The sequence below is a fragment of the Mucilaginibacter sp. BGA-UO-ETr-C110 genome (genome assembly GCF_059567985.1).
The window spans coordinates 649,788-674,244 of record NZ_JCAQPB010000002.1; the positions used below are offsets into that span (position 1 = coordinate 649,788).

General features: G+C 42.8%; 26 protein-coding genes. 16 read left to right on the forward strand and 10 right to left on the reverse strand.

Features of this window, described 5'->3' with window-relative positions; all coding sequences use genetic code 11:
- Positions 1-107 precede the first annotated feature (107 nt).
- Both AC57BQ_RS04165 and AC57BQ_RS04170 read right to left on the reverse strand, forming a co-directional pair.
- A complete protein-coding gene (locus AC57BQ_RS04165; RefSeq protein ID WP_496405066.1) occupies positions 108-1,337 on the reverse strand; it encodes an MFS transporter in 1,230 nt (409 codons plus the stop codon).
- Positions 1,338-1,366: 29 nt separating this feature from the next.
- Positions 1,367-2,020, reverse strand: coding sequence for a FadR/GntR family transcriptional regulator (locus AC57BQ_RS04170; RefSeq protein ID WP_496405067.1), 654 nt, complete (start codon positions 2,018-2,020; stop codon positions 1,367-1,369).
- A 181-nt stretch (positions 2,021-2,201) separates the two neighbouring features.
- Here AC57BQ_RS04170 and AC57BQ_RS04175 point away from each other — a divergent pair, with 181 nt between their 5' ends.
- From AC57BQ_RS04175 to AC57BQ_RS04190, 4 genes are all read left to right on the forward strand, one after another.
- Positions 2,202-3,011: an SDR family oxidoreductase gene (locus AC57BQ_RS04175; protein ID WP_496405068.1), complete on the forward strand. Its 810-nt coding sequence runs from the start codon at positions 2,202-2,204 to the stop codon at positions 3,009-3,011.
- 15 nt (positions 3,012-3,026) lie between these two features.
- Entirely contained in the window at positions 3,027-4,346 is a 1,320-nt protein-coding gene (locus AC57BQ_RS04180) for an MFS transporter (protein WP_496405069.1), read from the forward strand.
- Positions 4,347-4,502: 156 nt separating this feature from the next.
- Complete coding sequence (hscA, locus tag AC57BQ_RS04185) at positions 4,503-6,359, forward strand: Fe-S protein assembly chaperone HscA (protein WP_496405070.1); 1,857 nt, start codon at positions 4,503-4,505, stop codon at positions 6,357-6,359.
- A gap of 113 nt (positions 6,360-6,472) precedes the next feature.
- A complete protein-coding gene (locus AC57BQ_RS04190; protein WP_496405071.1) occupies positions 6,473-7,435 on the forward strand; it encodes a hypothetical protein in 963 nt (320 codons plus the stop codon).
- A gap of 72 nt (positions 7,436-7,507) precedes the next feature.
- On the opposite strand, the gene AC57BQ_RS04195 is transcribed toward AC57BQ_RS04190, so the two are convergent.
- On the reverse strand, positions 7,508-8,032 hold the full coding sequence (locus AC57BQ_RS04195) for a DinB family protein (RefSeq protein WP_496405072.1): 525 nt from the start codon (positions 8,030-8,032) through the stop codon (positions 7,508-7,510).
- 356 nt (positions 8,033-8,388) lie between these two features.
- On the opposite strand from AC57BQ_RS04195, the gene AC57BQ_RS04200 reads away from it, so the two are divergent.
- A complete protein-coding gene (locus AC57BQ_RS04200; protein WP_496405073.1) occupies positions 8,389-9,081 on the forward strand; it encodes a hypothetical protein in 693 nt (230 codons plus the stop codon).
- A 27-nt stretch (positions 9,082-9,108) separates the two neighbouring features.
- Here the strand turns inward: AC57BQ_RS04200 and AC57BQ_RS04205 are convergent, their stop codons facing one another.
- On the reverse strand, positions 9,109-9,399 hold the full coding sequence (locus tag AC57BQ_RS04205) for a hypothetical protein (protein WP_496405074.1): 291 nt from the start codon (positions 9,397-9,399) through the stop codon (positions 9,109-9,111).
- Between the two features lie 118 nt (positions 9,400-9,517).
- Here AC57BQ_RS04205 and AC57BQ_RS04210 point away from each other — a divergent pair, with 118 nt between their 5' ends.
- Positions 9,518-10,666 carry a tetratricopeptide repeat protein gene (locus tag AC57BQ_RS04210; protein ID WP_496405075.1) on the forward strand — a complete coding sequence of 383 codons (1,149 nt, stop codon included), beginning with the start codon at positions 9,518-9,520 and terminating at the stop codon, positions 10,664-10,666.
- Here AC57BQ_RS04210 and AC57BQ_RS04215 read toward each other — a convergent pair.
- The 3 genes from AC57BQ_RS04215 to AC57BQ_RS04225 form a co-directional block, all read right to left on the reverse strand.
- Positions 10,663-11,247 carry a riboflavin synthase gene (locus AC57BQ_RS04215; RefSeq protein ID WP_496405076.1) on the reverse strand — a complete coding sequence of 195 codons (585 nt, stop codon included), beginning with the start codon at positions 11,245-11,247 and terminating at the stop codon, positions 10,663-10,665. The two genes, AC57BQ_RS04210 and AC57BQ_RS04215, sit on opposite strands and share 4 nt — an antisense overlap.
- 330 nt (positions 11,248-11,577) lie before the next feature.
- Positions 11,578-12,060: a hypothetical protein gene (locus AC57BQ_RS04220; RefSeq protein ID WP_496405077.1), complete on the reverse strand. Its 483-nt coding sequence runs from the start codon at positions 12,058-12,060 to the stop codon at positions 11,578-11,580.
- 400 nt (positions 12,061-12,460) lie between these two features.
- Positions 12,461-12,958: an SRPBCC family protein gene (locus AC57BQ_RS04225; protein WP_496405078.1), complete on the reverse strand. Its 498-nt coding sequence runs from the start codon at positions 12,956-12,958 to the stop codon at positions 12,461-12,463.
- Between the two features lie 76 nt (positions 12,959-13,034).
- On the opposite strand from AC57BQ_RS04225, the gene AC57BQ_RS04230 reads away from it, so the two are divergent.
- From AC57BQ_RS04230 to AC57BQ_RS04255, 6 genes are all read left to right on the forward strand, one after another.
- Complete coding sequence (locus AC57BQ_RS04230) at positions 13,035-13,496, forward strand: NUDIX hydrolase (protein WP_496405079.1); 462 nt, start codon at positions 13,035-13,037, stop codon at positions 13,494-13,496.
- A gap of 62 nt (positions 13,497-13,558) precedes the next feature.
- Entirely contained in the window at positions 13,559-14,533 is a 975-nt protein-coding gene (locus tag AC57BQ_RS04235) for an ABC transporter substrate-binding protein (protein WP_496405080.1), read from the forward strand.
- Positions 14,534-15,403: an ABC transporter permease gene (locus AC57BQ_RS04240; RefSeq protein WP_496405081.1), complete on the forward strand. Its 870-nt coding sequence runs from the start codon at positions 14,534-14,536 to the stop codon at positions 15,401-15,403.
- Positions 15,400-16,149, forward strand: a complete 750-nt coding sequence (locus AC57BQ_RS04245) for an ABC transporter ATP-binding protein (RefSeq protein ID WP_496405082.1) — start codon at positions 15,400-15,402, stop codon at positions 16,147-16,149. Before AC57BQ_RS04240 ends, AC57BQ_RS04245 begins: the two co-directional genes overlap by 4 nt.
- A gap of 34 nt (positions 16,150-16,183) precedes the next feature.
- A complete protein-coding gene (locus AC57BQ_RS04250) occupies positions 16,184-16,426 on the forward strand; it encodes a hypothetical protein (RefSeq protein ID WP_496405083.1) in 243 nt (80 codons plus the stop codon).
- A gap of 335 nt (positions 16,427-16,761) precedes the next feature.
- Entirely contained in the window at positions 16,762-17,283 is a 522-nt protein-coding gene (locus AC57BQ_RS04255; protein WP_496405084.1) for a tetratricopeptide repeat protein, read from the forward strand.
- A gap of 90 nt (positions 17,284-17,373) precedes the next feature.
- Here the strand turns inward: AC57BQ_RS04255 and AC57BQ_RS04260 are convergent, their stop codons facing one another.
- Together AC57BQ_RS04260 and AC57BQ_RS04265 are read right to left on the reverse strand one after the other, a co-directional pair.
- Positions 17,374-17,835 carry a c-type cytochrome gene (locus AC57BQ_RS04260; protein WP_496405085.1) on the reverse strand — a complete coding sequence of 154 codons (462 nt, stop codon included), beginning with the start codon at positions 17,833-17,835 and terminating at the stop codon, positions 17,374-17,376.
- Entirely contained in the window at positions 17,835-19,145 is a 1,311-nt protein-coding gene (locus AC57BQ_RS04265; RefSeq protein ID WP_496405086.1) for a PQQ-dependent sugar dehydrogenase, read from the reverse strand. Before AC57BQ_RS04265 ends, AC57BQ_RS04260 begins: the two co-directional genes overlap by 1 nt.
- A gap of 207 nt (positions 19,146-19,352) precedes the next feature.
- Here AC57BQ_RS04265 and AC57BQ_RS04270 point away from each other — a divergent pair, with 207 nt between their 5' ends.
- The 4 genes from AC57BQ_RS04270 to AC57BQ_RS04285 all read left to right on the forward strand — a co-directional run bounded on the left by AC57BQ_RS04270 (position 19,353) and on the right by AC57BQ_RS04285 (position 23,770).
- Entirely contained in the window at positions 19,353-20,063 is a 711-nt protein-coding gene (locus AC57BQ_RS04270; protein ID WP_496405087.1) for a hypothetical protein, read from the forward strand.
- 226 nt (positions 20,064-20,289) lie between these two features.
- Positions 20,290-21,303: a LacI family DNA-binding transcriptional regulator gene (locus AC57BQ_RS04275; protein ID WP_496405088.1), complete on the forward strand. Its 1,014-nt coding sequence runs from the start codon at positions 20,290-20,292 to the stop codon at positions 21,301-21,303.
- Positions 21,304-21,346: 43 nt separating this feature from the next.
- Positions 21,347-22,630, forward strand: a complete 1,284-nt coding sequence (locus tag AC57BQ_RS04280) for a serine hydrolase domain-containing protein (RefSeq protein WP_496405089.1) — start codon at positions 21,347-21,349, stop codon at positions 22,628-22,630.
- A 156-nt stretch (positions 22,631-22,786) separates the two neighbouring features.
- Positions 22,787-23,770 (forward strand): hypothetical protein, encoded by a 984-nt coding sequence (locus AC57BQ_RS04285; protein WP_496405090.1) that lies wholly within the window; start codon positions 22,787-22,789, stop codon positions 23,768-23,770.
- 5 nt (positions 23,771-23,775) lie between these two features.
- Here AC57BQ_RS04285 and AC57BQ_RS04290 read toward each other — a convergent pair whose 3' ends face one another.
- Complete coding sequence (locus tag AC57BQ_RS04290) at positions 23,776-24,456, reverse strand: arylesterase (RefSeq protein WP_496405091.1); 681 nt, start codon at positions 24,454-24,456, stop codon at positions 23,776-23,778.
- Between the last annotated feature and the right edge of the window lies 1 nt (position 24,457).

The following is a 24,457-nucleotide window of genomic DNA, read 5'->3' on the forward strand; positions in this document are numbered from 1 at the left end:
TCTGAAACCTGATTACTGTTTGCACTACCTACAAAGTACAATCCCCGGACATAATCTGTCCGGGGATTTGTTTTTTGGAATAGCTGCCTGCTAATTCAACTGATAGCTTAGGCCAGTTTTTTCTTTTTTACTTCAAGGTTGGGTAAAAAGGCGGTAAGTATACCAATGAGAGGCAGAAAAGCACATACATGGAAAACATAGCTAATGCTGGTGCTATCGGCCAGCTTACCCAAAATAGCCGACCCTAAGCCACCCATACCAAAGGCAAAGCCGAAAAATAAGCCCGCTATCGTACCCACTTTCCCTGGCATCAGCTCCTGGGCATAAACTAAAATAGCCGAGAATGCCGAAGATATGATCACACCAATAAGTATGGATAAAATGCTTGTCCAGAATAAATTGGCGTAAGGCAGTATCAGGGTAAATGGCGCCACACCGAGTATCGAGATCCAGATGATATACTTACGCCCGAAACGATCGCCCAAAGGGCCACCTAAAAGGGTACCCGCTGCAACCGCAGCCAGGAATACGAATAAATAAAGCTGCGAACTTTGCACGCTCAAATGGAATTTATCGATCAGGAAAAAGGTGTAATAGCTGGTGATACTGGCCAGATAAAAGTATTTCGAAAAAATAAGCACAATAAGAATCCCCAATGAAATAGAGATACGCCTGGGAGATAGCTTATGGCTGGCTACAACCACATGCGCTGTTTTAGTTTTAGGCAGGGCAGAAGCTTTATACCAGTTGCCTATGTAAATTAAAATGATAATGCCCAGTAAAGCGACTAATGAAAACCACATCACACTGCTTTGTCCAAAAGGAACCACAATTAAGGCCGCCAGTAATGGCCCAAGCGCGCTGCCGGCATTGCCCCCTAATTGAAATATGGATTGTGCCAGTCCGCGTTTGCCGCCCGACGCCAGGTGCGCAACCCTTGATGATTCCGGGTGGAATATGGACGAGCCGACGCCAATGAGAGCCACTGCCACGAGTATCGAGTAAAAGCCCGGAGCAAATGCCAGGCATATCAGGCCCGATAAGGTGAAACCCATACCTATGGGTAACGAATATGGTTTGGGCTTTTTATCGGTATACATCCCCACAAAAGGTTGCAGCAAAGAGGCCGATAGCTGGTAAGTTAAGGTTACCAAACCAATATCGCTAAAGCTCAGATGATAGCTGGTTTTAATAAGCGGGTAAATGGATGGTATAACAGATTGCAGCATATCATTCAGTAAATGCGACAGGCTGATGGTGAAAAGGATAGAGTAAACTGTTTTTTCGGCTATAGTTTTGGTTTGTTCCAGTGGTTCGACTAAAGATTCATTCGTCATATCATCTGATGATTAAAGGTAAAAAAAATTTATCGTTGTATTATTTGTGTAATGCAGTCCCAGGCCTTCTTCTCGTCGCGGTTTTTAATGCTTTCATAAAGCTCAGCGTGAAGTGTATCCTGGAATATGGTAACATCTGGGTATATTTTCAGGAACCAACTCTTGAGTTGTATGGAAAATGATTGATACAGATCGGTCAGGATAGGGTTGCCGGCAGCCTCGGCAATGCTCATGTGAAATTCGATATCGGCCTCTATACAATCTTCCATCGAGCCACCGTGCGCCATGGCTGTACGTTTATCCAGCTTGGCTTTTATTTTTTCCAGGTCTTTTTCGGTACGGTTGGCAGCGGCTTTTTCCGCTATTTTCATTTCAAGTAACTGGCGCACCTCATCCAGGTCATGAGCCTCGGCCCGTTTTAAACGCTGATGAAAGGGTTCGTTGATGCCGGCCGGGGCTTCAATAAATGTACCCACACCCTGCTGTACCCGCAATAACCCGGAGTTAGCCAGGATGCGGATAGCCTCGCGTACAGATGACCGCCCCACACCAAACTGTTTCATCAGTTCGGGTTCGATAGGTAACTGTTCACCGGTTTTGTATTTGCCCGTGGCAATAGCTTTTCGCAATTGTTCGGCAACTTCTTCGGCAAGAGACCTTTTCTGGATAATGGTCATCATCATATCATCTGATGACTAAAGTATAGACTTTCTTTTGGAAAACAAAATTTAATTAAAAAATGATAAATCCTTTGCATGATCAATACTTTCTTTAATGTGCAATATTTATAAATTTATAACCTGATAAAATCCTATTTTCACGGCTCGAAAGTCGAACGTAAAGCACAAGATATTAATCAATAAAATGAAGAAAATAATTTTAGTAACCGGAGCATCATCTGGTTTGGGCCTGGCTACAGCCAGTGCGCTATCGGCCCAGGGGCATACAGTTTACGGCACCAGTCGCGACCTGAAACGCATCAGCAATGTATCGTTTACTCCCCTGGAGATGGATGTTACTAATGATGCCTCGGTAAACGCGGCCATTGCCACCATCCTCAAAGCCGAAGGCCGTATAGATGTGGTCGTAAATAACGCAGGTAACGGTATTGCCGCGCCTTTGTATGCCGTGCAGGTTGATGATGCAAAAAAACAGTTCGAAGTGAACTTTTTTGGTGTGGTACGTGTAAACAGTGCCGTATTACCCGGTATGATTGAGAAAAAACAAGGCCTGGTGATCAACATCAGTTCATTAGCGGGTTTGTTTGGTTTGCCGTACCAGGGTTTATATAGCGCCTCAAAATTCGCTATTGAAGGCTATTCACAAAGCCTGCGCATGGAGTTGCAAAATACTGGCGTTAAAGTTGCAGTGGTAAACCCGGGCGACTTTAAAACCGATTTTACAGGCAGCCGCGAAAAGGTACCTTTTACCCTGCCAAATGAGCAGCTGAAAAAAGAATTTGAAGCAGCCGTAGCCAGCATGGAAAAAGACGAAAGCATTGGCGGCGAAGCCAGTAAAGTAGCCGATCAGGTGTGTAAAATTGTGGCCAAATCAAAACCGGCGCATAACTACCTGGTAGGGGCATTGGGTCAAACTATTGTGCCTACACTTAAAGCCATACTGCCGGGCTCCATATTTGTAAAACTGATGAATGATCATTACGGGATAAAATAATCGTTCAACCCTTTAATGGAAACAGTAAAAAACAACAAGAAAACCATTTGGGCCTGGGCCATGTTTGATTGGGCCAATCAGGCTTATAATATGGTGATCCTATCTACCATATTCCCGGCTTATTATGTGGCTATTACCCAGGATAAAAATCCGGGTGCTATGGTTACCTTTTTTGGTCATCGGTACATCAACACGGTGCTATCTACTTATGTATTAGGCTTGTCCTATCTTATTATAGTAGTTATCCTGCCCATATTAACGTCCATTGCCGATTATAAGGGACATAAAAAGTTATACATGCAATTGTTCACCTGGATGGGGAGCCTGGCATGTGCCGGTATGTTCTTTTTCACGATGAACACCTTCACGTTCAGTATGATCTGCTATGGTTTGGCATCGATAGGGTATTGTGGTGGTTTTGTGTTCTATAATTCCTATCTGCCGCAAATAGCCACACTTGACCAGCAGGATGCCGTGAGTGCAAAAGGTTTTATCTACGGCTTTGCTGGTAGTATTGTGGTGCAGGTGCTTTGTTTTGTATTTGTATTATCGCCCAAAACATTTGGTATTACCGATGACGTGGCGGCACGTTTGTCATTCCTCATAGTAGGTATCTGGTGGATAGGTTTTTCGTTCATCGCTTTTTATATGTTGCCCAAAGGTCAGCCTAACGCAGGTTCGCATGAATATAATGTGTTAACCGGCGGATTTAAGGAACTGGGCAAGGTTTGGCGAAAAGTAAAGCAGCTGCCTTTATTAAAACGGTTTTTGCCCGCCTTTTTCTTTTACTCAGTAGGAGTACAAACCATTTTACTGGTGGCTGCCAATTTTGGAGCCAAAGAACTAAAAATGCCTGAGGAAGATCTGATCATTATCATTCTGCTTATACAGATAGTGGCTATCATCGGTGCGGCTATAACCGCTAAGATGTCGGCTAAATATGGTAACACCAAAGTGCTGGCGGGTATAGTTGGTATCTGGTGCCTGATATGCGGCAGTGTTTATTTTGTGGCCAATGCCCACCAGTTTTATGCCGCTGCGGTAGTGGTAGGACTGGTTATGGGGGGCGTACAGTCATTATCACGATCAACATTTTCTAAGTATATCCCAGCCAATATCCCGGATACGGCTTCCTATTTTAGTTTTTATGACGTTACCGAAAAACTATCGATCGTTGTGGGCCTGTTCGCATTCGGTTTTGTAGAATCAGTGACCCATGAAATGCGCGATTCTGCCCTGATGCTCGATGGCTTTTTTGCCATGGGTCTGATACTGTTATTGTCGTTAATCGTAGTTGAGGCGAGGGTTAGGTCGGCGGAATCTTTGGCGGCGTAGTTATTTGAACCATGATTTTCTTGATTATAGGATTCTTTGATTTTAAAATCCTGGAATCCCTTAATCCCATAAATCGTGGTTCGGACAAAATTACACATTCAAAAGACACACCATCCCTCAAAACTAAGTACATTTGCGGCTTGTTAATTGACTACCATGGCTAAAGTTTCTATCAACCTGGCAACAGGTTCCATACAAAAAGAAGATATTATTGTGGGTATCGATCTGGGTACCACCAATTCCTTAGTGGCATTCATCAACCCTGATAAAGATCCGCGGGTTATTAATGATACGGGTAAAGGTGTCCTGGTGCCTTCTGTTGTGCATTTCGGGCCAACCGGTGATGTTTTGGTAGGTAACGAGGCTAAAGAGTTTCTGATAACCGATCCGCAGAATACCGTTTTCTCGGTAAAACGCCTGCTGGGCCGCAGTTACCATGATATTGAAAATTATAAAGACTTTTTCTCCTACAAAGTTATCGACGACGATACCGAAAGCCTGGTGAAGATTAAGGTTGGTGATAAATTTTATACCCCGATAGAACTATCGGCACTGATATTAAAAGAATTAAAAGCCCGTGCTGAACACGCGCTGAAAACCCCGGTGAACCGTGCGGTGATCACTGTGCCTGCCTATTTTAATGATTCGCAGCGCCAGGCAACACGTGACGCCGGTAAACTGGCTGGCTTGGATGTATTACGCATCGTGAACGAGCCAACTGCCGCGAGCTTAGCCTATGGTATTGGTCTTGATCCCGAAGAAACCAAAACCATTGCTGTGTATGACCTGGGTGGTGGTACTTTTGATGTATCCATACTACAAATACAGAACGGCATTTTTGAAGTGCTGGCCACCAATGGGGATACCTTTTTAGGCGGCGACGATTTTGACCGCCTGATTGTTGATCACTGGATTGAGAAAAACCAGCTGAACAAAGCTGAGATCATTGCCAATAACGAACTGGCTCAACAGTTACGACTGAAGGCCGAGGAAGCTAAAAAAGCCTTTGCGCACCAGAGCCTGTTCAATGAAAAGATAGGGGATATCTGGTGTACGCTTGATCGTACTACTTTCGAAGAGCTGATCATGCCTAAGGTACAGCAAACCATCACCGCTTGCAAAAACGCGCTGAAGGACGCTAAACTAACCATCAAAGAGATCGACGAAGTGATTATGGTTGGGGGATCAACCCGTACAGCATTGGTTAAAAAAATGGTGGCTGAATTTTTTGGTCGCCCGGTACATGATGATGTGAATCCTGATGAAGTGGTGGCCCTGGGCGCTGCTATACAGGCCGATATTTTGGCCGGTAACCGTAAAGATATTTTATTGCTGGATGTTACACCGCTGTCATTAGGTATCGAAACCATGGGCGGTTTAATGGATGTGATCATCCCGCGTAACTCCAAAGTACCTACCAAAGGCGGCAGGCAATATACCACCTCCATTGATGGGCAGGTGAACATGAAGATTGCCGTTTACCAGGGTGAGCGCGATCTGATCAAAGAAAACCGCAAACTGGCGGAGTTTAACCTGAAAGGTATCCCATCGATGCCGGCGGGTTTCCCCAAGGTGGATATCAACTTTTTACTGAATGCCGATGGTATATTGACCATACAGGCGATTGAACTGCGCTCGGGCGTGAAACAGGAAGTAGAAGTAAAACCTACTTATGGCATTACCGATGAGCAGGTAGAACAGATGCTGATGGACAGTATAACCCACGCCAAAGACGATGTAGCCCAGCGCATGCTGATTGAGGCTCGTACCGAAGGCGAACAAACGGTATACGTGGTGGAACGCTTTTTGCAAAAGAACGGTAATTACGTTACGGTTGCAGAGTCTGCAGAAACACATAAACACCTGGTGGCCCTGAAAGAGTCGCTGGTATCTGGTGATAAAGACCTCATCCTGAAACGTATTGATGAGATCAATGAGTTTACAAGACCCTTTGCCGAGCGCCTGATGGATCAGGCCATCAGCACCGCTATGAAGGGTAAGAGTATCGAATAATAGACATTGTTAACAAAAAACAAATAATGAGAATCAGGATATTAGAGTCAAGAATCAAGAAAAAAGTGTTATGTTCTGAAAAAAGTAGATTCCTGGTTCTTGTCTTTTGTCTTTTGACTCTTACTTTAAATGGGGTTTATGCAAATGACCTTCATTATATCCATAAAGACACTACCTTAAAAAGTGCCCCCACACTGGATACCCTGCAATATGATTCGCTGATGAAACGCCTGGCCAATGGCGATCAAACCGGCAGATGGCCCGTGAAAAAAGCGCCATATCCTTTGCCTGGTGCTATTTTGCCCTTCAACCGCATTGTAGCTTATTATGGTAATATGTACTCCAAAAATATGGGCGTACTGGGCGAATACGCGCCCAAAGAGATGCTGGCCAAGCTCAAAGGCGAAGTTAAAGTATGGGAAAAAGCCGATACCCTTACACCAGTTGTACCCGCACTCCATTATATCTGTGTAACTGCCCAGGCAGATGCCGGTAGAAACGGGTTGCATAATTTACGGATGCCTTTTAGAGAGATCGACAAGGTGTTGGACATGGCCAAACAGATCAATGCTATTGTGTTTTTAGATATACAGGTAGGTTTCAGCACCATGCAGACCGAACTGCCCTTGCTGGAAAAATATATGAAAATGCCCAACGTACACCTGGGCATCGACCCGGAATTTTCTATGAAAGAGGGGAGTGTGCCCGGCAAACGTATAGGTACTTTTGATGCCGACGATATTAATTATGTAACCGGTTATTTAAGCGGCCTGGTAAAAAAATACAACCTGCCGCCCAAAATATTTGTGATCCACCGCTTTACCAAACGCATGGTAACCAATTATAAGGATATCAAATTGCGTAACGAGGTACAGGTAGTGATGGATATGGACGGCTGGGGCGGCCCCGATCTGAAAAAAGGCACCTACAAATATTTCATAGCCCAGGAACCTGTACAGTTTACCGGCTTTAAGTTATTCTATAAAAACGACATCAAGAATGTGCCTCACCGCATGCTTACCCCCAAAGAAATTTTAAACCTAAAACCCGCGCCTATTTACATACAATACCAATAATCGGCAGGTAAAAGATAAACCAAAAAGGCCCGGCTTCAATAGCCGGGCCTTTTTGGTTTATCATAGTATACTTTATAACATTTCTGGTGGAGGCGTTACCCCTTTTAAGCGCAGATAAACCGTAGCTTGACCGCGGTGGTGTGTCTGATGTTCAAAAGCTTTACCTAAAACAATAGCCTTTGGCAGATCTTTACCGCCAAATTTCATGCTTTCCTGTAGCTGGGCAGGGGTCATGCCCTGTATCGAGCTGATCACAAAATCGTAACTGTCCATTACTGCTTTGGTAGTAGCGGCTTTTGTTTGCTCAACAGTTTTTTCGGCTGATGTTTTTCCAAGCGGACTTGCTTTGCCGCTTACCGATGAAGCGAAAAAATAATTGGCATCTGTTAAATGTAGCATCTGCCCGGCAAAGGATCTCATTTCGGGGGTTGGTTTAAAGCTGTAACCATCATCGGGCATGGCATCCAGGTAGGTTTTGGTGAAGTTTTTGGCGCGCTGCCATTCGGCAACTATTTGATCGGTAGTAACCTGGGCGCGCACTGTTGCGCAGGCGAAAACAGTTACCATGAAGGTAAGCAGCAGGGTTAGTTTTTTCATGATTTAATAGTTTTAAGATTGGTTAACTTTGGTTGATACTAAGTTATTATATTCCCTTGTCATGCTGAATGATTGAAGCATCTATTTTGCGATATACTTATTGAAGAACATCCTTCGTTCTTACTCATGACGTATTGTAGAATATAAAAGGCCTGGTCAGTCTGCGCCTGTCGAAGACTCGCGTAGGGGCCTTACCCGCCATGGTTCGACGGGGCTCCATGATACCCCTGTTTTATCTTTAAGCTGAAACCATCTAAACCACGGGTTAGAAACCCGCGGCAGCAGCGGAAGAGCGCATAGTAAGATTTGTTTATATCCAATTAAAAATGCAGTTTTAGGCCATCTAATTTTATCACATGAAGCCACTGTATACCTGCCTTACGCTTGTCTTATTAACCCTGTTTACCCGGCAAGTATCTGCACAGAATATGAATGCGAGAATGAATGCTGTTAATAATATATGGAACAAGCAGTTTACTCAATCACAAATGCGGATGCAAATGCAAAACAGGATGAATATGTCCTTTTTTAACCAGAAGAATGGAAGCTATAATTACGACTACGTTTATGTAATAACCATGGCCGATAGCTCTAAAAGGCAGGTTTACTCAAAAATATACTTAGATACTACTAAGCATAAAAACTACTTGTTGTTTTTAGACAGGAATCTTCCTAAAACTGATCCGAACAGGATCAAGAAAATATATGCCAACGAAACCTTGAGCATTGAACGTAATCTTGCCGGAGGTGGGGTGATTGATGATAAATGGTATAAGGGTGTAGCAAAAGACAGCTGCTGGATGTTTAAAGTAATATCCGGGCCTATTAATGCTTATTCGGTATTAAGCGAGGAAGATGGTTCTAAGTTTATGCCGGAAACATTGGTAGGCATCCAAAAAGGAGATGGTCCCATATTACAAGTTTCTGCCGAAAATTTAATGCCCATGGTTGAGCAAAACGCTGATGCTTTTGGATACGCTAAAACAAAAAACTATTACGAAGCCATTAAAAAATACAATCAGGATGCAGCAAAGGCTGCAAAAAAATAGATCCCCGTTTCCGGGGACCTGAATTTTTTATAGTTTGTTGATGGCGTCTTGTTCTTTCAGCGCCTGGATGTTGTTCTTGTCGCTGAAATCATCTGTCTGGTTAGCAAAATCTTCCAGGATGCTCGCAATATTGTCCAGGTTGTCGGCTACGCGCTGGTGCATATCCGGAAGGTCCTTTTCCAGTCTTTTATTGCCCAGTTCTATATTATCTACTTCAATTTTAGCCAGCTTGGTGATAATAGCCTGCTGACTATTCTTCAGGTCTTCCAATTCATGGACAATTTTCTCCATCAGTCCAAACTTCTTTAACTTATCCATACTGTTGTGTTTTTTAATTTAAAGTATACCTCATTAACTCTAAAAAATAAAAATTGTTTAGAATTTGGATTATTTGCAAATAACTAATACTTTAGTTTAAAACTAAAACATTAGTTGTATGAAAAGCCTTGCATTGTCTGTTTTGCTTGTTTTTTGTTTATCGGTAGGGGCAAAAGCGCAGCAACAACCGGCTGTAAATGACTCCTTATTGCTTGATTATTACCAAAACCAGCGCTTTGCCGAAGCGGCCGACTATCTCAAAAAAACATATCCCGAACCGGTAAATAATATCCGCGTACTGGGCAAACTGGCTTATACATCGCAAATGGCGGGGCGGCTTCCCGATGCGGAAGGATACTATCTGCGGATATACAATACTGACTCCACCAATACCGTGGCCTTATTTAGCCTGGGTGCCATTAATCTGCGCCGGGGTAATAATGTAAAGGCCGAAACTTATTATAAAATGATAGCCCAAAAGGACAGCACCAATTTTTTGGTGTATAAGCAACTGGGCAAAATTGCTGCTGATAAAGCCGATTTTGTGAACATGATCTATTATCTGCAGAAAGCCAATAAGCTGAATCCGGCCGAACCCGATGTTGCATCCGATTTGAGCGATCAGTATGTAAACCTGAAACAGTACCCTGAGGCCGAAAAGGTACTGAATGGTGCTATTGCCCAGGATCCCGACAATATGATCTTATTACAAAGCCTCCTCAAATTGGTTTCGTCGCAGGATAAGTTCGAAGAAACAAAAAAGACCTGTTTAAAACTGATAGACCTGGGCAACCGTTCGGGTTATGTGTTAACCAAGCTGGGAGTGGCCTACTACAATCTCAAAAGCTACGCCTGCAGTGTAGAAACCTTTGCCGATCTCAATATGATGGAACAGACCGAAACCAGCTTTTATGTAGCTGCCCTGGCGTACAAAGCGCTTAAAGATCAGCCCAAAGCCATCCAAAATCTGGACAATGCCATTAAAGAGGGGATATCTCCCAACATTGGAGATTATTACGCGGAAATGGCAGATAGCTATGAGGTACGCAAGAAATATCAAAAGGCCGTTTGGGCCTATCAAAAAGCGCTGCAGTTTTCGGAGAAACCGATATTGTATTACCTGCTGGCTTCGATTTATGATACTGAGCTTAAAAACAAGTCGCTTGCTTTAAAGTACTACAGAAAGTACACAGACAGCAAACCGCCCGAAAAGCAGCAGAAGTATGTGACCTATTCCAAATCGAGATTGGACGAACTGGCGCGTTAACGTTGCATGAGCCGGGCTACGTATTTGCCAATGATATCAAACTCCAGGTTAACCACCGAGCCTTCACGGATGTTATGCAGGTTGGTATGTTCAAAAGTGTAGGGGATAATAGCTACAGAAAAGCTGTTGGCTTTGGAATTGACCACGGTTAAGCTGATACCATTAACACAGATAGATCCTTTTTCGACAGTGACATTGCCGATAGCGGCGTCGTATTCAAAAGTGTATTCCCAACTACCATCGAGTTCCTTAAAGGCAATACAAACAGCGGTTTGGTCAACATGGCCCTGAACGATATGGCCATCGAGCCGGGCATTCATTTGCATACAGCGCTCCAGGTTTACAGGCTCGCCCACTTTCAGATGGCTCAGGCTAGTTTTGTTTAGTGTTTCTTCAATAGCGGTAACCACATGCAGGCCATCGGCCAGCGCTACCACCGTTAAACAAACCCCATTATGAGCAACCGACTGGTCGATCTTCAACTCATGCGAAATAGCCGATTCAACGGTAATATGTAAATTGCCCTGTTCTTGCTGCAGATCGGTCACTTTACCCAAAGTTTCTATAATTCCTGTAAACATATGCCCCTGACCCCCTAAAGGGGGAGTTTTTTGATGAGCACCAAAGCTAAAGAATATTATAGATGTTTTTTGTCAGGGAAGTTTGAAATTTAACGAAACGACTCACCCGATCATCGCTTCGCTCGACCCTCCTCTCTTCGCCTGCGGCGGAAGGAGGGGATTTGAAGATGCTGATATTTTCTTTCCCTGTCAACAGATAAGCTTAACAACAAAAAAAACGTACCTGCCCCTACGGTCAAGAGCAGGTATCCGACAGGATTGTCCTACTATGCCTTGTACTGCTTTATGTGATCACGCACTACTTTGGTTTTGAAAATATTGTTTTTAGTATTAGAGTCCTGAAGTTAAAGGATAAAATGATCTTTTTTTACCCAAAAACTCAATTGATGAGCTATCTAGATATTCGTCAATCATAATAACATCGTTTAGATTTCCGGGATTAAGTTCTTTAATTTTATTATCCTTTGTTTTAATAATTCTACCAATTGAAGTCCCATGCTTTGTATTATAAACTGATTCATAATAGCCTGCAATTTCAGATGCTGAAATTGTTTTTTTTGAAAAAAAACGGATCAACGTTATTTGTCCTAATTGTTTATTTATTTCAACTTTAATTATTCCAAAAAATGAAAGACCTATGTTAATGGAAAAGTAAATTAATAATAGGGTTAATGAATATAAGAGCGCAATTCCATTTTTAGCTTTGTTCATTATTATGCCATAATAAACAATTAAATAGATGGCTATAAGGAAAGTAAGTAGAATTATTATCCTACCAATTATGCTTTTAAAATTTGTAAAAATTGTTGCCATACAATTTAGATTGTGAATATACACATTTAGCGATATCAATTAAAGCTGATCTAGGGTTCGTTGCCACTTATAGTAATCGCATAGGCCAGGTTCTAAAGGGCTTTGATATACCCCAATATTTTAGTATATTTACAATAGAGCCCGGTTGTCTTTTTATAAGAGAACCGGGCTGTTTAGTTAAGAGAAAAACAAGGCCAAAAATCGACCAGATAGCATGTAATTATTTGATTATCAATAAATTAATACTTTTTAAACCTTTCAAAACACATCAAAATCATGTTGAAATTTGTTAAAAAGTGTTAAAATGGATGTTTTTCAATCAGTTTTGAGCTCTTTTTAAGCTGTTTTAGACCAGAAAAGTGTTAAAATTTAAGGTTTAAAAAGTTTTACGAACCGTAGACTATTTAAAACTGGTGGCTACATCAACCCTTTTATTACGCAGGTCCTTACCACCCTCAATTACTGATTTTAGATTGGTGAGGTAAAATGTCCACCCGAGCTGGCATTGCACATACAAGTTTTTTGCCGGGTCATTTTCCAGGGGGATGTTTTCCTGGGTAAGTTCAACCAGGGTCATTCCGTATTTGTTCTGGATGTCAATGGTTACAATGCTGCCGCCGGTAAAAGTAAATTTGAGCAGGTCGGAGCCATTGTTTTCCAGTACCTGTCCGTTTTCGACCGTATCATCGTCAAAGCCATGCCAGTACCAGGAGTAGGTATCTTCCTTACTGATGAACTCGTCTTTTTCGCGCTGACGGCCAACTATGGTATAAAAATCAGCCTGGCGTAAAAACCAGCTTTCGAGCCCGGCAGGAGTGGCCCAGGCCTCGTAAATATTGCGGACGTTGGTATTAAAATCTGCGGTTAGTTTAAAAGTTGTCCAGCGGTTGTCAGTCATATATAAATAGCATTGTTTGATATAAAAATAATCATAATACCTTACCCTTTTATTAACTTGCTTTTAAATATTAACCATGGTTAAACAAAGCGCCGGAATACTATTATACCGAAAAACTGAAGGCAAACTACAGGTTTTCCTGGTGCATCCCGGCGGCCCTTTCTTTAAAAATAAAGATGATGGCGGCTGGTCGATCCCCAAAGGTGAATTTTTGGATGACGAAGATCCGTTGGAAGCCGCCAAACGCGAATTTGAGGAAGAAACCGGGCAGTCCATCATTGGTAAATTCGTCCCCCTAAACCCGATCATCCAAAAGGGCGGTAAAAAGGTACATGCCTGGGTCGTAGAAGGTGATATAGACCACCTGACTATTAAAAGCAACCAGTTTGAAATGGAATGGCCGCCACGTTCGGGCAGGCAACAGTCATTCCCCGAGGTGGATAGGGCGGAATGGTTTGATGTAGACATAGCTAAAGTGAAGATCAACCCGGCGCAAGTGGGGTTCATTGAAGAGTTGGTGAGCCTGCAGGGTTTGTAAAACTAATTTCACCTTTTGCCGTTCTGCTTTTACCTTTATGGGCAATTACATAACTTAGTAAAATGAAGTTTTTTAAATATCTACCTATAGCTTTTTTATTGATCTCGATTGTATCGTGTAAACCAAAACCAAAGTCGACCGATGTACCCGTGGTTGGTTTTGTGGATGCATTTGAGGATGCCACCATATCGCAGGCTCGCGCCGGTTTTACTGATGCTTTGAAAAAAGAGGGCTTTAGCGAGGCTAAAAAAACAGTGCAGATAGAGTACAGCAATGCCCAGGGCAATATACCAACACTAACCCAGATCGTTAATCACTTTGTTTCTGAAAATGTTGATCTGCTGGCTACCTGTACAACCCTTTCTACGGTTACGGCAATACAAAAAACCAAAACCATACCCATTTTTGCCATGGTATCGCCAGTACCCGAACGGATGAAAGTGCTTGATGCCAATGGCAAAGCTCCTGCTAATTTGTTTGGTGCGTTGGAAGATCTGAACTATATTGATACTTCGTTTGCTATTATCCCTAAACTGCTGAAACCAAAGGGTGCTAAACTGGTGATCGGTATGATCTATAATCAATCGGAGCCACAGTCGACAGATGCACTAAACCGCATCAAGTCGCTGGCCGAAAAGCAAAATATAACCATTGTAGCCCTGCCTTTAAATTCTTCGGCAGATGCACAGCTGGTTACGCAATCCCTACTAAATAGGAACATTGATGCTTTTTTTGCCAATCCAGATAATACCGTTTTCGCATCATTTGAGACCATTTTGAAAAGCTGCAACCAAAAGAATGTACCCATATTTACCAGCGAAGCTGGCCTGGTACAACGTGGTGCTGTAGCTGCTTTTGGTGCTGATATTTACCAATGGGGCTACCAGGTAGGCGAACAGGCCGCCTACTTCCTGAAAAACCATAAAACAATTGGCCTGGCGCCGCAGATGGTGAAGATCAGGAAAAGGGTATATAATGCTGCCGCGGCCAAAAAATACAACCTTACGGTGCCTTCAAATTTTGAGGCTGTTAAATAAATGGATTTTTATCTTACCACGGTAACACTGGGACTTTGCTATGCGGCTTTGGCGCTGGGTATTTATATCTCCATGAAGATATTTAATATCCCGGATATTACTACCGATGGCAGTTATACGCTGGGTGGAGCGGTTACGGCTGTGATGTTGACGCACCACCAGTCGCCGTATGTTATTTTACCGGCGGTGATCATAGCCGGTGGTGTAGCGGGTGCATTAACAGGCCTGATCCATACCAAGCTAAAAATAAACGCTTTGCTGGCCGGTATCCTGGTCATGACGGCTCTTTTTTCGGTAAACCTGACTATCATGGGGCGTTCTAATATACCTCTGAGTAACTTTCCTTCATTGTTCTCGTCGGTGCTGATAGTTGCCGACCCTAACCAGAATACATTTTGGATCCTGCTGGTATTTGTGGTGCTGATCACTTTTTTGATCGGTTACCTGCTCAAAACAGATTTTGGCATAGCCATGCGGGCAACGGGCAACAGCGAATCCATGATCAGGGCGCTGGGCGTTAATACCGACAGGATGAAGATCACCGGTTTGGCATTGGCTAACGCGCTGACAGCCCTGAGCGGCTACTTTTTTGTCCAATCGCAGGATTTTGCCGATATCAACATGGGTATAGGCATCGTGATCGTGGGCTTGGGCTCGGTAATTATTGCCGAATCGCTGATCAACTGGCTCCGTATTACCAGTGTTTGGCTCAGTTTAATTCTGGTGCTGAGCGGGGCCGTGGTATTTCAGCTGGTTTTGGCGCTTACGCTGGCCATCGGCATCGACCCGAATATGCTTAAAATAGTTACCGCTGTTTTTGTATTGCTGATAGTTAGTTTACCCCGTTTATCATCACTCCGATCATCATGATAGCGATAAACGACGTACATAAGGTTTTTAATAAGGGTAAGGCCAACCAGGTTAACGCAGTTAGCGGCATCACCCTGAATATTGCAGAAGGTGAATTCCTGGTGATCGTAGGTTCCAATGGCTCGGGTAAAACTACCTTGCTTAATTTAGTAGCAGGAAGTGTGTTCCCGGATACAGGGAGCATTAGTATAGATGAAAATAACGTCAGCAAGCTGCCTGATTATCGCCGCAGCCAATGGATCGCCCGGGTGTTCCAGAACCCGGTAAGCGGTACGGCATCTGATCTGAGTATTCTGGACAATTTCAGGCTGGCCGCCATACGCACAAAGGCCAAAGGTTTATCTATCGGTGTTAATGATAAATTTAAGCAACAAGTTAAAGAAAAGATAGCCACGCTGGGTATGGGCTTGGAGAATAAGGTAGAGCAATCTATGGGTACGCTCTCAGGCGGGCAGCGCCAGGCTCTAACGCTGTTGATGAGTGTGATGGATAGTTGTAAGGTATTATTGCTGGATGAGCCTACAGCCGCGCTTGATCCGCGATCCGCAGAGGTGGTGATGCGTACGGCCGATAAACTGATCGCAGATTTTAAACTGACTGCCATATTGATCACCCATAACCTCAAGGATGCCTATAATTACGGCACACGGATCATCCAAATGAGCGAAGGGCTGGTGCTAAGGGATTTGAACAACAAACAAAAGTCAGATTTAAAGCAAAATGACCTTTTTGATTGGTTTGCTTAAAAAATGGCAAAGTAATTGTATGGTGTTGTGCATTATGAAGACTAACAATTTTGAATCCATACTCGACGCTTACCAGTTAGTGAGCGGCGCCAAGATAAAAGGAAAAAAACAAGACGAAATATTTGAACTGGGCATATACGATGCTTTAAAAAGAGGCTACACTCTGTATCCTTTGGAGCATGGCGTAAAATATGATGATTTCAGCGTGATCGTATCAGAAAAAGAATTGAAGAATAACTTTTTGATCGAAGGATCTAAGGCCGCGATTGCTGCTTAAGGCTCTCTGAATTTGGAGACGCAAATATGCGTCTTTACATGAAAATGGAAAACGTAGAGACGCATATTTGCGTCTCTCATCTCGCATTTGCTCCTCATTTTGCAATTTCGATCAATAAGTGTAATTTTGTAAAAAAAATAAATGATGCTGTTTAATAATTCATTCTGCTTTAAAAATATGATGTGGCCCATGGTGGCCCGGCAGAAGGGTTGTGCATCAATGATACTCTTCTCCAGTCCGTTTTAGAAAACGCTATTGCCACGGACAGAATTTATTACATCATTATTTATTCAATTTATGCTTGCTGCAAGTGAGCTTTTGCAATTTTAAAATTTATGAACACTTATTATACTATCGAAGAAAAGTATCTGCAGGCTATCGATAAAATATCATACGGGAAAACGCCCAAAGCCCTTAAATTACTGAACGAGATAATTAGCAACGACCCATTATACGCACGCGCCCATCACCAATTGGGGATGATATATTATTACGAGATCAAGGATTACCAAACCGCAGGCTATCATTTCAAAACCTGCATGGAGCTGGAGCCAGCTTTCCCGGATAACTATAGCCATTACCTTGATCTGTTGGTTTTTCTGAATATGGAGAAACTGGTGAATACCATATCAACCAAAGCTTTAAACACACAGGGTGTTGACGCTGCCGGGATATATAATTTGCTTGGCTTGTTCTATGAAAAGAACAAGCAATGGACAAAAGCGCTGGATGCTTATCAGAAGGCGTTTATGGAGGTAACCGAAAATAACGAAAAGGTAGATATTGAATTGAGCCTGAAACGGGTAAAGTCAAAAATGAAACAAACTTTGGCTTATACGTATCAGATAACGGAGTAAAGAGCCTCACCTAAATCCTCTCCAAAGGAGAGGACTTTAAAATAACTTAAACAACAAAAGCGGGTATACCCGCTTTTGTTGTTTAAGCCTTTAGCTCTTTTTATTAGTCGCCCGTACGGCTTTCACCTGGGCAGCGGTAATGGCAGAGGCCTTATTGCCGAAGCTGTTACGCACAAAGGTAAGCACATCGGCAATTTCCCGGTCTTTCAAGAAATCGTGCGAGGCCATACTGTTGGAGTAAGTTTCGCCATTGATCTCTACATCTTCGTTAAAACCGTTCAGCACAATTTTGATCAGTTTGGTTTTATCGCCCAAAACATAGGTTGTTTTAACCAGGGGTGGATTCATGTGGGGCACACCCAAAGCATCAGCCTGGTGGCAGGATACACAATACTGGGTAAATACCTTCTGACCGGCTGCAATCGATGCTTTCAAACCAACTGTTGTATGCTTTACATGAGCTTTGGCCTTATGCCTGGTTTGGGCTTGTAAACCGGTTACGGTAAACAATACTGATGCGAATATGATTAGGGGGGCTTTTTTAAAGTCCATTATTTTTTATAAGTTATTTTGTAAATAGTTCCCTGGTTATCGTCTGTTACATAAAGTGAGCCATCGGGGCCTTGTGCTAACCCGCATGGGCGGTGCTCTGCACGACCAGATGCAGTTTGCGCTGCGGTACCTGCAAAGCCATCGGCAAATACTTCCCATTCACCGCTTGGCTTGCCATCTTTAAACGGCTGAAATACCACGAAGTAACCCGCCTGCGGTTCTGGCGCACGGTTCCAGGAACCATGAAATGCGATGAAAGCGCCATTCTTATATTTTTCGGGGAATTGGTTACCGGTGTAAAATAACAAGCCGTTAGGGGCAAGGTGGCCCGGGAAAGCAGCAACAGGATCAATAGCATCCTGACCGCCTTCTTTTTTGCCATCGCCGCCATATTCGGGCATTAAGATCTTTTTGTGCTGCTCCTGATCATAGTACATATAAGGCCAGCCGGCGTTATCACCTTTTTTGAGGGCATACATACATTCGGCCGGTAAAACGGCTGATTGTTTGGTGGTAAACATATCCGGGAAAAGATCATGTAGCTGATCGCGGCCGTGTTGCATTACAAATAGTTGGTTGTTTTGCTGGTTCCAGTCGAAACCAACCACATTACGAAGGCCTGTAGCATAACGTACGCCGTCGCCATAATGTTGGTTAAGCTTATCGGCCTTAAATTGCCATATACCGCCTGCAGAGTCTAAAATAGGGCAGCCTTTTTGACCTGGTGAACCTTTTTTACGATCCTCTATCTGACAGGCATTGGAGTAAGCGCCGATGTTCACGTACAGATTGCCATCATTATCAAGGGTGATAGCCTTAGCTTCATGCTCTCGGCGACTCAGCAAACCGGTAACTATTTTCTCAGGCTGATCAGGGCTGACCACTTCGTTCTGAGCATTCAATTTATAACGAAAAACCTCCTCGTCAGATGACGCATACAGGTAACCGTTTTTAACATACACACCCGTCCCGCCAAAGGTACCAAAGCCTGTTTTTACGGTTGCTTTATCACCCTCCTGGTGCAGGAATAAAATGCCTTTGCCGTTTTTTGCACGGTTAAGTTTAACATAAATATCACCCTGTGGGGTTACTGCTATTTCACGGGTACCACCCAGTTTGTCGGCAATAACTGCGGCATTAAAGCCTGCAGGTAGTTTTAATCCGGCTCCACCATCAGTGGTTGGGGTAGTAGTGTTAAGGGAATCTTTGCCGTTATTAGCAGGCCCGCCGCTTTTACAGGCGTTAAATAATATGAACCCCGCTATTGCTGCCACAGGCAGTAATACGGAGAGTAATTTTCTGTTCTTCATGGCAGTTGATTAATGGTTATCAAATTAAATAAATATACAGGGAATACCCAAATCTGTTTTGTAGTAATGCTATGACATAATCAGCGTTTTTGGGAGTAAAGAACAAGGAACAAGGATTTTCTTATCCATGCTCCTTGTTCCTAAAATAGTTGTACTGTTAAACCATTGCTATTGTTTATCGTCCTAACTGTATAAAATTTAACAAACATGAAAAAGTTAATCATATTATCAGCAATAGCAGCAAGCGGATTATTTTATGCCAAAACCGCCGATGCACAAATATCTATCCACTTAGGTTTTAATATACCGGTGCGCCACGTTTATGCACCAGCGCCACAGCCTGTTGTTGTGCAGGAAACCCCTGTTTATGACGATGATAATGTACCTGCCGACTACAATGGTGATGATGATTACTACTATCTGCCCGAAGTTGAGGCTTATTATTCTGTACCAAGGCATTGCTATTATTATAACGATGGTAATTCATGGGTAACCGCAGCTTATTTACCAGGCGCATACCGTAACTATAACTGGCGTAGTGCTGCAAGATACGAAGTACGCTCTCCAAGACCTTATATGCACCATGATCTTTATAGGTCAAGGTGGGGTGGTTACGCTGGTGGTCGCGCCAATTGGGGTCATCGTTTTGACAACAGGTATAACGGAGGTTACGCTTACTCAAGCCGTGATAACCGCGGATGGGGCAGAGGCGACTATGGTCGCGGTAACTGGGGTGGCAGATCAAACCAAAACAACAACGGTGGATGGAACAGAGGTAACCAGAACCGTGGCAACTGGGGTGGCAGAGATAATAACAATGGTAACCACAATCGTGGCAACTGGGGTGGCCAACGTTCAGATAACCATAGCAACGATAACCGGGGAGGCCAGCGTTTTTCCTATAACAGGGGACAATAAATTAAAAAGCTGATAAATAATTAATGGATTAATATTCAACTCCCCAAATATATAAATAATAGAGAGATCGCCCGTAATGGGCGATTTTTTTTGTGGGGTTTTAATAAAGAACTACCTAAAATAACTCGATTTAGCATTTATTTATGCCTATAGTTAACTTATCATACTAAAGGCTCTTTTGTGTTATTATTTATGTTATATATTTGGATAAACAACACTAAAAAATTTGAAGAAGAAATTATCTATCGTTGATATTGCCAACAGCCTTAACATATCTAAAACCACTGTATCCTTTATTCTGAATGGCAGGGCACGCGAAAAACGGATAAGCGAGGAACTGGTTGAACGTGTTTTAAAATATGTAAAAGAAGTTGGCTATAAACCAAATTCACTGGCAAAAAGCCTGCGCACAGGCAAATCAAATATTATAGGTTTATTGGTGCAGGATATATCCAATAACTTTTTTGCCACTATAGCCCGCCAAATTGAGGACAGGGCGTACAAAAACGGGTATAAAATTATTTATAGCAGTACTGATAATGATACCCAAAAAACCCAGGAGCTGATAGCTATGTTTCGTGACAGGCATGTTGACGGATATATCATTGTGCCGCCAGAGGGTATTGAAGAGGATATCAGTGCCCTGATCAAAGATGGCCTGCCTGTGGTATTGTTTGACAGGTATATGCCTGGGGTTGAGACCGATTATGTAGTGGTTGATAATTTGTTCAGCACCTACAATGCAACCCGGTATCTTATTGATAAGGGGTATAAAAATATCGCTTTTATCAGTTTTAATAATCAGCAAACCCAAATGGCCGACAGGCTTAGCGGTTATAAAAAAGCCATCACCGAAAGCAAGCTTAAAACCAATATTAAAGAGGTTGATTTTTACCAGGATGAAAAACTGATGACCGATCCGATCCAGGCTTTTCTGAATGAACACCAGGAAATAGATGCCATACTGTTCGGCAATAATCATTTGGGAACCTGTGGACTAAAAGTGCTCCGGAAACTGGGTAAAAGGATACCGGAAGATATTGCCCTGATATGTTTTGATGATTATGAGGTTTTTGAACTTTGCAACCCTCCTGTAACGGCAATAGCACAGCCCATTGATGCCATTGCTGATAAGGTGATCACACTATTGCTTAACAGGCTCAATACTTCTGTAGAGAATGGTGTAAAACAACAGGTTATATTAAGCACTGACCTGAGGATCAGAAAATCTACAAAATAAAATGCACTGCCAACAGTTTAAGTAAGGTGCTATTTAATTATTGATGATGAAAAAGGTTTTGCTGTTTTTATTATTCCTTAGTACTGGCTTAAGTGTTTTTGCGCAGGGTGTTGGCTTACAGGTGGGTAATCCGGTATCAGAAAAGTTTTCGGTTGAAAGATTACAGCGAATTGATCATCTGATAGAGGATAATATCGACTCCGGTTATATCAACGGAGCTGTCGGCCTCATCGCCCGGAATGGTAAAATAGTGTACAATAAATCATTCGGTATTGCTGATGCGGAGCAAAAAAAGCTGATGAATAATGATAACATATTCCGGATTGCTTCACAAACCAAAGCTATTACCAGTGTTGCGGTAATGATGCTATTTGAGGAAGGAAAGTTTTTGCTGGATGAACCTATCTCAAAATATCTACCTGCATTCGCGCACCCTAAGGTGATCGATCTGTATAATGATAAAGATACCACTTACACCACTGTACCCGCTAAACGGGAAATAACTATCCGCGATCTGCTTACCCATACATCAGGTATCGAGTATGCGCAGATAGGTTCGCCCAGAATGAATGCCATTTATGCAAAATCGGGAATACCCGGTGGCTTTGTAGCCGGTAAACTTCGTGTGGCCGATGCTATGGATAAATTAGGAAAACTACCATTAACCCATCAGCCCGGTGAGCACTGGACCTATGGTTTAAACATAGATGTATTGGGTTACCTGGTTGAAAAAGTATCAGGAAAAACCTTAGACCAGTTTTTTAAAGAGCGCATATTTGATCCGCTGGGGATGAAAGATACCTATTTCTATATACCTGCCGCCAAGCAAAACCGCTTGGTAGCGGTTTATACACCCGATAAACAACAGCACCTGGTAAAATGGAGCACTTCTACACTGCAGGGAGTAGATTTCGATTACCCTAAAGCGGCAGGGACATATTTTTCAGGTGGAGCCGGTTTAAGTTCAACTATTAAGGATTATGCCATCTTTTTGCAAATGATGCTGAATGGGGGCATCTATAACGGTCAGCGTTTACTGGCCAGGCATACGGTTGAAATGATGACCGAAAATCAAATAGGCGATCTGTATATTAACCCAGATAAGGACAAATTTGGTTTAGGTTTTGGTATTACTACTACAGCAAGCTCAACTAAATTGGGCATAAGCCCTGGCTCATTTGCATGGGGCGGCTTTTATGGTACCTTGTATTGGGTAGATCCCAAAGAACACCTGGTTTGCCTGCTTTTTATACAGAACTGGCCATTACCGCATAATGCTATACAGGATAAATTCCGCGCCCTGGTTTACCAGGCTTTGGTGGATTAATACTCCAATTGTAATCGTCCCCAATATCAGGTAAAATCCACACTCAAATAGCGTGTAACTACGGTTATGTATGCCTTTGGCTTTGTTTAATTTTATGAATATAAACGATTGATCTGTAAGTTGTAAATCGGCCTTGCAGATTATAAAAGTATATTTATGGAAGAAGGCCCCTGCTACCGGAACCAGATATCGAATACCGAAAAAGTTATAGCCGGACTTTTATTGTCCCTGCTTACCTTATCGGCTTTAATCACCATGATCGCATTTTGGCCCGACAGATTGCCTTCAAGCGGCAGAGCCGCGAGGTATGATCGTCGCTTATTTAACGTAACCCTGTTAGATAGCACCTGTATCATCTATAATAATACAGCCCCGGTACATCGGGTAAATAAAGTTGAGCCTGCAAAAAATGATACATCCCAAAAAGTTGCGGTAGCAAGTAAAGTGTCGGTTGCTGATAGTCAGGTACCCTGTATTACACCCGTTAACATCAATGATACTATCCAGTTTAATACTTTGATATTGCTTTTAGTGGCCACCGCCGGTTTTTTGGGCAATATGGTGCATATCTCTACCTCATTTACCACTTTTATAGGTGCCGGGCAGTTTAAACGCAGCTGGTTGTTATGGTATTGTGTTAAGCCTTTTACGGCAGCGGCTTTGGCTGTGATCGTTTATTTTGCTTTTAGGGCAGGTTTTTTAAATTCGAACGATCCAGGTAATACCTTGAATATTTATGGCATCATGACCATATCTACCCTGGCAGGTTTGTTTACAGATATTGCCACGCAGAAGCTTAAAGAGATATTTGAAGTAATATTTCGTCCGAAAGAGGCCCGGCCGGATAGTTTGAAAGATGATAAGGTAACTTTTGTAGATACCAATCCCGAAAAATTAAATGCTACTCAATGCAATGATATCGTCATTGCCGGCGAAAACCTGGACAAGAAAAAATGGATCATTAAAATGAACGGAGCCAAAATTGCCGATGAGGTAATTGTGACAACCCCTAAATTGATACATTTTACTTACTCCCTAAGCGAAACCGACGGATCAAAAGGACATGTTATACTCACTGTTGCCAGCGGCCTTGATAAGCCGGAATACACTTATAAATGGGATCTCACAGCGGTAACCTAAATCTATTACAGAACGCCCTTTAAAACGTCCCAAACATTATTGGCCACAATTTTGGCGCCTTGCGCTGTAGGATGGATACCATCAGCCTGGTTCAATGAGGGTATGCCAGCTACGTCTTGTAAAAGAAAAGGCACCAGTTGGGCGTGGTTTTTAGCTGCCAGATTGGGGTAAACGGCCTTGAATTTATTGGCATAGTCAGCACCCATATTAGGCGGAACCTGCATACCTAGTAGCACGATCTTTACTTCCGGATATTTAGCTTTCACCTTATCAATAATACTTTGCAGGTTTTTATTAGTCTCACTTACCGGGATACCGCGTAAACCGTCATTAGCGCCAAGTTCCAGTATAAAAATATCTACCTTTTGTTTCAACAGCCAGCTTAAGCGAGCATTGCCACCGGCTGTGGTTTCGCCGCTTAAACCTGCGTTAACCACTTTGTAGGGTAGTTTCAGGGAATCTATCTTATCTTTGATCACACCCGGGAAAGCCTCCGACGGGTCATCCAACCCATAACCGGCGGTCAAACTATCGCCAAAAAACAAAACGGTTTTTGACGCGGCTGCATCCGGCTGGGCTGCTGCACTGCTTTTGGCTCCCTCATCAGTTGCGGGTTTTTTATTTTGATCGCACGCCGCGAAAATGAGCGTGGTCAGTAACAGGAACGTTAATTTGAATTTGTACATG

Bases quoted from the DNA above. Each gene is read 5' to 3' on its own strand.
- AC57BQ_RS04165 (WP_496405066.1), bottom strand. From the start codon at position 1,337: ATGACGAATGAATCTTTAGTCGAACCACTGGAACAAACCAAAACTATA.
- AC57BQ_RS04170 (WP_496405067.1), bottom strand. From the start codon at position 2,020: ATGATGATGACCATTATCCAGAAAAGGTCTCTTGCCGAAGAAGTTGCC.
- AC57BQ_RS04175 (WP_496405068.1), top strand. From the start codon at position 2,202: ATGAAGAAAATAATTTTAGTAACCGGAGCATCATCTGGTTTGGGCCTG.
- AC57BQ_RS04180 (WP_496405069.1), top strand. From the start codon at position 3,027: ATGGAAACAGTAAAAAACAACAAGAAAACCATTTGGGCCTGGGCCATG.
- hscA (WP_496405070.1), top strand. From the start codon at position 4,503: ATGGCTAAAGTTTCTATCAACCTGGCAACAGGTTCCATACAAAAAGAA.
- AC57BQ_RS04195 (WP_496405072.1), bottom strand. From the start codon at position 8,032: ATGAAAAAACTAACCCTGCTGCTTACCTTCATGGTAACTGTTTTCGCC.
- AC57BQ_RS04200 (WP_496405073.1), top strand. From the start codon at position 8,389: ATGAAGCCACTGTATACCTGCCTTACGCTTGTCTTATTAACCCTGTTT.
- AC57BQ_RS04205 (WP_496405074.1), bottom strand. From the start codon at position 9,399: ATGGATAAGTTAAAGAAGTTTGGACTGATGGAGAAAATTGTCCATGAA.
- AC57BQ_RS04210 (WP_496405075.1), top strand. From the start codon at position 9,518: ATGAAAAGCCTTGCATTGTCTGTTTTGCTTGTTTTTTGTTTATCGGTA.
- AC57BQ_RS04215 (WP_496405076.1), bottom strand. From the start codon at position 11,247: ATGTTTACAGGAATTATAGAAACTTTGGGTAAAGTGACCGATCTGCAG.
- AC57BQ_RS04220 (WP_496405077.1), bottom strand. From the start codon at position 12,060: ATGGCAACAATTTTTACAAATTTTAAAAGCATAATTGGTAGGATAATA.
- AC57BQ_RS04225 (WP_496405078.1), bottom strand. From the start codon at position 12,958: ATGACTGACAACCGCTGGACAACTTTTAAACTAACCGCAGATTTTAAT.
- AC57BQ_RS04230 (WP_496405079.1), top strand. From the start codon at position 13,035: ATGGTTAAACAAAGCGCCGGAATACTATTATACCGAAAAACTGAAGGC.
- AC57BQ_RS04235 (WP_496405080.1), top strand. From the start codon at position 13,559: ATGAAGTTTTTTAAATATCTACCTATAGCTTTTTTATTGATCTCGATT.
- AC57BQ_RS04240 (WP_496405081.1), top strand. From the start codon at position 14,534: ATGGATTTTTATCTTACCACGGTAACACTGGGACTTTGCTATGCGGCT.
- AC57BQ_RS04245 (WP_496405082.1), top strand. From the start codon at position 15,400: ATGATAGCGATAAACGACGTACATAAGGTTTTTAATAAGGGTAAGGCC.
- AC57BQ_RS04250 (WP_496405083.1), top strand. From the start codon at position 16,184: ATGAAGACTAACAATTTTGAATCCATACTCGACGCTTACCAGTTAGTG.
- AC57BQ_RS04255 (WP_496405084.1), top strand. From the start codon at position 16,762: ATGAACACTTATTATACTATCGAAGAAAAGTATCTGCAGGCTATCGAT.
- AC57BQ_RS04260 (WP_496405085.1), bottom strand. From the start codon at position 17,835: ATGGACTTTAAAAAAGCCCCCCTAATCATATTCGCATCAGTATTGTTT.
- AC57BQ_RS04265 (WP_496405086.1), bottom strand. From the start codon at position 19,145: ATGAAGAACAGAAAATTACTCTCCGTATTACTGCCTGTGGCAGCAATA.
- AC57BQ_RS04270 (WP_496405087.1), top strand. From the start codon at position 19,353: ATGAAAAAGTTAATCATATTATCAGCAATAGCAGCAAGCGGATTATTT.
- AC57BQ_RS04280 (WP_496405089.1), top strand. From the start codon at position 21,347: ATGATGAAAAAGGTTTTGCTGTTTTTATTATTCCTTAGTACTGGCTTA.
- AC57BQ_RS04285 (WP_496405090.1), top strand. From the start codon at position 22,787: ATGGAAGAAGGCCCCTGCTACCGGAACCAGATATCGAATACCGAAAAA.
- AC57BQ_RS04290 (WP_496405091.1), bottom strand. From the start codon at position 24,456: ATGTACAAATTCAAATTAACGTTCCTGTTACTGACCACGCTCATTTTC.